This window comes from Vibrio sp. 1-Bac 57, assembly GCF_037546855.1.
Taxonomy (GTDB): Bacteria; Pseudomonadota; Gammaproteobacteria; order Enterobacterales; family Psychromonadaceae; genus Psychromonas.
The window spans coordinates 35,121-42,788 of sequence record NZ_JALAAC010000036.1 but is presented as its reverse complement, the minus strand read 5'-3'; the positions used below and the strand labels follow the sequence as shown (position 1 = coordinate 42,788).

Sequence of the window (7,668 nt, the reverse complement as noted above, 5' to 3'; positions counted from 1 at the left end):
TGCCGATGGCACGGTGAAATACACACCGAATGCAGACTTTAATGGGGCGGATAGCTTTACTTATACTAACGAAGAAGGTGAAGTAGGAACTGTCAATGTAACGATAACACCGCAAGATGATCCTACTATCATTCAAATTGCAGGGGCTAATTCAGCACAAGGTAGAGTTTTGGAAGATGGTGGAAATCTTCAAAGTGTTCAGGGGACCTTTATATTTAGTGATGCTGACTATACAGAATCAGATACATATGAACCAACTTCTACGTTTATAAGCTCTACTGGTGGAAGTGAAGCTATTGGTGATCTCACATTAACACCTAATCCAACGGCTAGTAAACCAGGTCAATTTCAATGGGAATATGTTTTAAATAATGAAGCTGCACAATATTTAGATGCAGGTGAACGTATTACTGAAATTTATACGGTTTCTATTAACGGTGTAACGACGGATGTCCCTATAACAATTTTTGGTGCTGAAGATCCAACTGAAATTACTGTAGATACAAGTGCTGGAGATACTGCTCTGGGTGAGGTTACTGAAGATAAGGATATTAATGACGATAAATTGACTGTATCGGGTAAATTAACATTTAGTGATGTTGATACCACTGATAGTGAAAATTTCAATCCTACAGTAACTTTTACTAATACAACTGGAAATGCTCAATTAGGTCTTTTAACCATTAATCCCGATGGTACTTGGAATTACGAAGTTGATAATACAAACAATGAGATTCAGGCATTAGATTCGAATGAAACAATCACTGAGACTCATACTGTTAATCTGAATGGTACAGTGCAGGATATTGTTATCACTATTAATGGTGTCGATTATGCGCCAGAGGCAGTTGACGATACTGAAATGACTTACGATACAACGATTCGTCTAGATGAATTACCTCAATATGGAACATTGCAGGTATCTGTTGATGGTGTTTGGGTTGATATGGTCGCTGGTGAAGAGTATGACTCTGATTCTGAAGTGCAATTTGTACCTGACGAAGAAGAAATTAAACTCAACTCTGTTGATATTGGTATAGGTTCATTTGATGATGATGGTAGTTCAGACTATGTGGCTAGTGTGAATGACTGGGGAACGGTTAACAGTGATGGTACAGCAGTAACTGCAATCAGTGGTAATGCAACGATTAAAACCTCGTTAAAAACTACTGATGAAAATGATTCCACTATATTAACAGCATGGAACGGAAACACGCATATAGGTAGTGGTATTGGTAACGGGGATGACAATGGACTAAGCCAAGGTGAGACACTTGTTATAGACATTGAAGGTGAAAATATTAACGAAGTAACCTTTACGCTTGATGGTTTAGGTGGTTATTTTGATGAGTCTAGTAAATATGCGACTAAAGTAAGCATCACAGCTTATTTTGAAGATGGAACAAGCGAAATACAATCTCATTACAGACAAAGTGGTTCTTTTGTAGATACTTATACCTTTACCTTTGATAAAGAGTCACCGGTGGATCGCTTTGAATTAACAACTTCCGGATCAAATGGTACCTATGTAGTACAAAATATGACGCTATCTAGAACCGTTACAGATGAAATTACATTTACTAGAACACAAGCAGATGGTAGTGAAACAACCGAATCTGTTGTACTTGACCTTAACTATAATGATGCAAGTGAAGCCGTTGATGTGACAAATTATTTACCGGCAGTAGATACTACTATTACCGAAGGTGTTATTTTTACTGATGAAAACAGTTCAATTGCTATCGATTTATTGTCTAACGATTTCGACGATGATAATGAAGAAATCATTATCACAGAGATAGCAGGGCAAAGTGTCATAGATGGTGGTGATGCTGTAGATATCACCGTTGATGGCCTTATTGTCGGTACTGGGAAACTTGTTGATGGCAAATTGGTCTTTACCCCTAGTGAAGAGTTAGGCGTAACCTTAAATGATGGCGACTCTAAAGAAATTGATATTGAGTACACCATTAGTGATGGTTCTAAAACCGGTACAGCAAAAGCTACAGTACGTGTTGATGGTGTTGACGAAGCCAATAATTTAATAATGACTAGTAGTTTGATCGTTAATGAAGAGTCTGTTAGTGATGCTTCTGTGGTTACATCTCAACCAGTTGCATTTGATGATGCAAGTCCAAAAACAGGTCTTTCTGGTAAATACTGGGGTTATGATGAAGCACTGGAGGAACAAAATACTTCTTCCTTAGATGTGGTAAAACAGTACATTATTGATAACCCTACAGCTGACATTTCCTTTATTTCTACAAAGCTTGATTATAAATCTACAGGCGATGTTGATCAAAGTTCAGGTGTTGCTGTTGGTGCAGATGATAGTGGAATACCTGCAAATCTTGTTGCTTTCTTAAATAGTGATGCTGACTCTATTGTTACGATTGACGGTGGATCTTCAGAAACCGCTACTGATGGAATTATAGCTGTATCAGGCAACTTAAATGTTGAAGAAGCAGGTATTTATCTATTTACAGTTAATCATGATGACGGTTTCCAGCTTATCATCGATGGAGAAGATGTATTTACATATAGTCTTATCACAGCACCTGTTGACTCGATTGCAGAGATCGCATTGTCTGCAGGCTTACATTCTGTTGAGATAATTTATTGGGATCAAGGTGGCGATTATGTCCTTGATTTAAACATGAGCCTCAATGGGATTGGCGATAACGTTTGGATTGAAAGCAATCTTAGTAATACAGAAGACAGTCCAAACACGCTTATTGATACACCAATTACACTTGATTTATTAGCGAACGATGTTGGCCAAGGTATTAGTATTAACACACTTAGTGATCCTGAATATGGTTCACTTGAAATTGTTAATGGTGATGTTGTTTATACTCCAAACGATGGGTATACAGGGACAGATTCTTTTACTTATACAATCAAAGATGAGAATGGTTCTATTTCAAATGCCGCTGTGGCGTATGTCACTGTACTTCATTCTGCTGAAACTGGGGTTCTTGAGGAAGTCACTGATATTAGTGATGCTACTGTTACTAATACTGATGTAATGGAGCCTGTTGAGTCACTGACTGCCGATGCAGATTCTATTATTACAGGCGATGAGAACAATAATACGCTGACCGGTGGAAGTGGTAATGATGAAATATTCGGAGTTTCTGGTAACGATACATTAAACGGCGGAGCCGGTAATGATATGTTGGATGGCGCTTCTGGTGAAGATATTTTAAATGGGGATGATGGCCAAGATATATTATACGGTAAATCTCAAAATGATACTCTGAATGGTGGAGCTGGTAACGATACGCTTTACGGTGATACAGGTAACGATACTTTGAATGGTGATCAGGGAGATGATCTGCTATTCGGAGGCAGTAATACAGATGCGCTAACTGGTGGTGCTGGTGATGATCAACTTAGTGGTGATGGCGGAGAAGATCAATTAGATGGTGGTTTAGGTGACGATATATTAATTGGTGGAGTAGGTAATGATCTTCTAACTGGTGGTGCTGGAATTGATACGTTTGTTTGGACTGCTAGTGATACATATGGCAGTGATACGATAACAGACTTTAATGTTAATGAAGATAAATTGGACTTAAGTGATCTATTACAGGGAGAGTCAGAAAATACCCTTGGAGACTATTTAGACTTTAGTTTCGACGGAAAAGATACAACAATTACAACATATCAAGACGGTGGTTACTCTCCTACACAGAAAATCGTATTAGAAGATACCCAATTAGAAGGGATCGATACTGTGGGTAAGGTATCCGATTTTGATAAAGAAATTGTTATTAATAATCTGTTAAACGATGGCGCTTTAATCATTGGGGACACGGTTGTTGAAGATACATCCTCACTATTAGATGATGAAATTGTTTAAGTGGAATATGTATAATTAATTATGTTTAAATGATATTTTATTTAACGTTATCTTGTTTAAATGGTTTTTAAGTGTATTTTAATTAACTATTTAGGTAACGTTTTTTAAGATCATGTTTTTAAATAGATAACTACTTATAAAAACGTTAGTATTCTTTCTATTACGCAAATGAAAATAGTCGTCATAATGCTCTCTAAGGAGGGTTATGATGACTATTGATAATAAAGGGTCAACATTGAAGCAAACAAAGCCTCAGTCAGGACAGTGGGAAATAAACAGCTCAACTCGTATTGGACATGATCCATTATTAGATTGCTTAGTTCTATTAAGTGAGCATTTCTCTACGCCCTGTTCAGCAGAATCATTAGCGGCAGGTTTACCGTTAACTCATCAACATCTTACTCCTGAGCTACTCCCACAAGCCGCGAGTCGAGCTGGGTTGAGTGCAAAAATGGATCGTAGGAGCTTATCTGCTATCCCTGATATGTTGCTGCCTTGTATTTTAATGCTCAAAAATAAACAAGCCTGCATATTGCATGAGATTGATATCACCGCTGATAAAGCGCGTGTTTCATTTCCTGAAACGGGTGGTGAAGAACTGTTAACCATTGCTGCATTAGAAGCTGAATATGTAGGTTATCTTTTCCTGATTAAACAAAAATATCATGGTGATCGTCACTTTGATGTTCATATTCACGATACTAAAAAGCATTGGTTATGGAGCAGCATTCGAGAATCTGCACCAATTTATCGAGATGTGATTGTTGCATCTATTTTAATTAATATATTTGCATTGTTGTCACCATTATTGGTGATGAATGTGTATGACAAAGTAGTGCCTAATCTTGCTTTTGAAACGTTATGGGTATTAGCCATCGGAGCAGGTGTCGCTTATATATTTGATCTTATATTAAAGCAAATTCGAGCCTACCTCATTGATGTAGCAGGTAAAAAAGTCGATGTAGAAATATCATCTAAACTGTTTGCTAAAGCAATTGGTATCCCTCTAGAAAAAAGATCTTCAAGTGTGGGTGGCATGGCTCGTCAACTGGGTGAGTTTGATAGTATTCGTGATTTTTTATCTTCAGCAACCATTACCGCATTAGTTGATTTACCTTTTTCTATTTTCTTTATCTTTATCATTTGGTTAGTTTCTGGCGACTTGGCTATTTTCGCAGTCATTGCGACTGTATTAATTATTAGTTATAGCCTGATTGTGCAAAGTAAATTAAAAGTAGCAATTGAAGAAAGTAATAAATTTTCAGGTCTACGACATGGTCATTTAGTAGAAAGTTTGTCTTCGATGGAGTCAATAAAAGCTAATGGCGCTGAAGGTATTATTCAACATACTTGGCAACAAATGGTTGGTCATACTTCAAAGTGGCAATTAAAAGTAAAAGTGATAACTAATTCAGTGGCTAATGTATCAAGCTTCATTATACAAATCTCTGTTGTTGCTGTGATGGTATTAGGAGTTTATCGAGTATCTGAAGGTCTGATCTCTATGGGGGCGATTATTGCGGCGGTGATGTTGTCTAGTAGAGCGATTGGACCGATGGCTAAAATTGCTTCGTTAATGACTCGCTATAATCAAACGATGAGTTCTTTACGTCAAATCAATAGTGTTATGGAGCAAGAAGGGGAGTTTGAAAATAAAGGGCACCTAGTAAGTCGCAACAAGTTACAGGGGAATATTGAATGTGAGCAAGTATCATTCCATTATCCAAATACTGAAAAAACAGCTCTATACCCTTTTTCTTTGCACATTAAACCAGGTGAAAAAATTGCAATTATAGGGCGTAATGGGTCAGGGAAAACCACATTAGCAAAATTAATTTTAGGCCTTTATAAACCTGTGTTGGGTAGTATTCGCTATGATGGTCTGCACCAAGGGCAAATTCATCCGAGTGATTTACGCAGCAATATAGGTTACTTACCTCAAGATATCATTCTTTTTCATGGCACTATTAAAGACAATATTCTGTTTGGTACTCGACAAGTTACTGAGTATCAATTATTACGTGCTGCTCAGTTATCGGGTGTGACACTATTTACGGATTTTGCTTCTGAAGGTTTAGATTTACAAGTTGGTGAAGGGGGGATCACGTTATCTAGAGGTCAGCGTCAGGCTGTCGCATTAGCGCGGGCTATTTTGAATGATCCTCAAATCTTATTGCTTGATGAACCCACTGCGAGTTTAGATGCACGTGCTGAAAAACAGTTTATTAGTTCAATGAAACAAACCATAAAAAATCGCAGCTTGTTGCTGATCACTCACAAGATGCATCTATTACAGTTGGTTGATCGGATTATTGTACTAGAGAATGGAAAAATAGTCGCGAATGATGCAAAGGATATTATTTTAGAGAAGCTTGCTTCAGGTAATCTTAGTACTACTGGAGGAGTTAAATCATGAAAATATCTAAACATGATTTAGAAATGGCCGATGATGTTTATGGTGCGATGATAACTCAAACACCAACTGCACAGCGCTTAACTGTGTGGGCTTTAGCTGCTTTATTCGTATGCTTTTTTGTGTGGGCTTATTATGCAAAATTAGATCGAGTGACTCGCGGAGAAGGTAAGGTTGTTCCTTCTTCACAAGTACAAATAATTCAAAGTTTAGATGGCGGTATTTTACAAGATTTATACGTAAAAGAGGGAATGTTAGTCACTAAAGGTCAGCCTTTAGCGCGTATCGATGACACTCGATTCCGCTCAGATATGGCACAACAAACTCAAGAAGTTGACGCACTTAGAGCTGATATTATTCGTTTAAGATCGGAATTAAGTAGCATCTTGATAGCCAATGTAAAGGATTGGAAATTACAAATAAAAATAGAACAAAAAATATTACAGTTTCCTGAAGATTTGCAAACCACTGCCGCTACACTAGTGGAACGCCAGCAAGATGAATATATTGGACGTTTAAACAGCTTAGAAAACCAAGTTGCAATCCAGGCCCAACAAATTAAACAACGCCAACAAGAAATTAAAGAAATAGAATCTAAGATCAGTACATTAAGAAGTAGTTTACGGTTAGCAAACAGAGAAATGCGTTTAACTCGCCCTTTAGCTGAAAAAAATATTGTGCCTGAGGTAGAGTACTTAAAATTACAACGAACCGTTAATGATTTAAATGGCGAAATTAATTCATTACGAGCACAAATACCAAGGCAACAATCTGCCTTAGAAGAGTCTATCTTAAAAAGACGTGAACTAGTGTTTGCATTTCGTACAGATGCTCGAGCTCAATTAAATGAAAAACAGGGAGTACTTTCTAGGATCACAGAAGCACAAGTAGGTGTAAAAGATAAAGTAACTAAGGCTCTGATCACTTCTCCCGTTGTTGGTACAGTAAAAACCTTGCATATCAATACACTAGGTGGTGTAGTTAAACCTGGCCAAGTACTATTAGAAATAGTACCAACAGAAGATAAGTTACTAGTAGAAGCTAAAATAATTCCTAAAGATATTGCATTTATTCATGTGGGGTTACCTGCACGCGTTAAAATTACAGCCTATGATTTTACCCGATACGGTGGTCTTGAAGGTGTTGTTGAGCATATCAGTGCAGATACTACACAAGATGAAGAAGGTAATAGTTTTTATATTGTTAGAATCAGAACCAATGAATCAAGTATGAACCGTAAAGATAAGAACGATATGCCGATTATTCCCGGAATGCTAACAAGCGTCGACGTAATGGTAAGCAAACGCACTGTACTTGAATATATGTTAAACCCATTATTACGAGCAAAAGAGATGGCGTTACGTGAATATTAAAAACGCTCATGGAGAGA

General features: G+C 37.3%; 3 protein-coding genes. All 3 read left to right on the top strand.

The features are described 5' to 3' along the window. The coding region (locus MT391_RS17515) for a VCBS domain-containing protein (RefSeq protein WP_499499235.1) at positions 1-3,865 on the top strand (3,865 nt) is incomplete at its 5' end. Between the two features lie 205 nt (positions 3,866-4,070). After that, positions 4,071-6,281, top strand: a complete 2,211-nt coding sequence (locus MT391_RS17510) for a type I secretion system permease/ATPase (RefSeq protein ID WP_499441985.1) — start codon at positions 4,071-4,073, stop codon at positions 6,279-6,281. Continuing rightward, complete coding sequence (locus MT391_RS17505; protein WP_166373081.1) at positions 6,278-7,651, top strand: HlyD family type I secretion periplasmic adaptor subunit; 1,374 nt, start codon at positions 6,278-6,280, stop codon at positions 7,649-7,651. Before MT391_RS17510 ends, MT391_RS17505 begins: the two co-directional genes overlap by 4 nt. The last annotated feature ends 17 nt before the right edge of the window (positions 7,652-7,668 follow it).

Excerpts from the sequence above, each read along its gene's own strand:
- MT391_RS17510 (WP_499441985.1), top strand. The coding sequence starts at position 4,071 with ATGATGACTATTGATAATAAAGGGTCAACATTGAAGCAAACAAAGCCT.
- MT391_RS17505 (WP_166373081.1), top strand. The coding sequence starts at position 6,278 with ATGAAAATATCTAAACATGATTTAGAAATGGCCGATGATGTTTATGGT.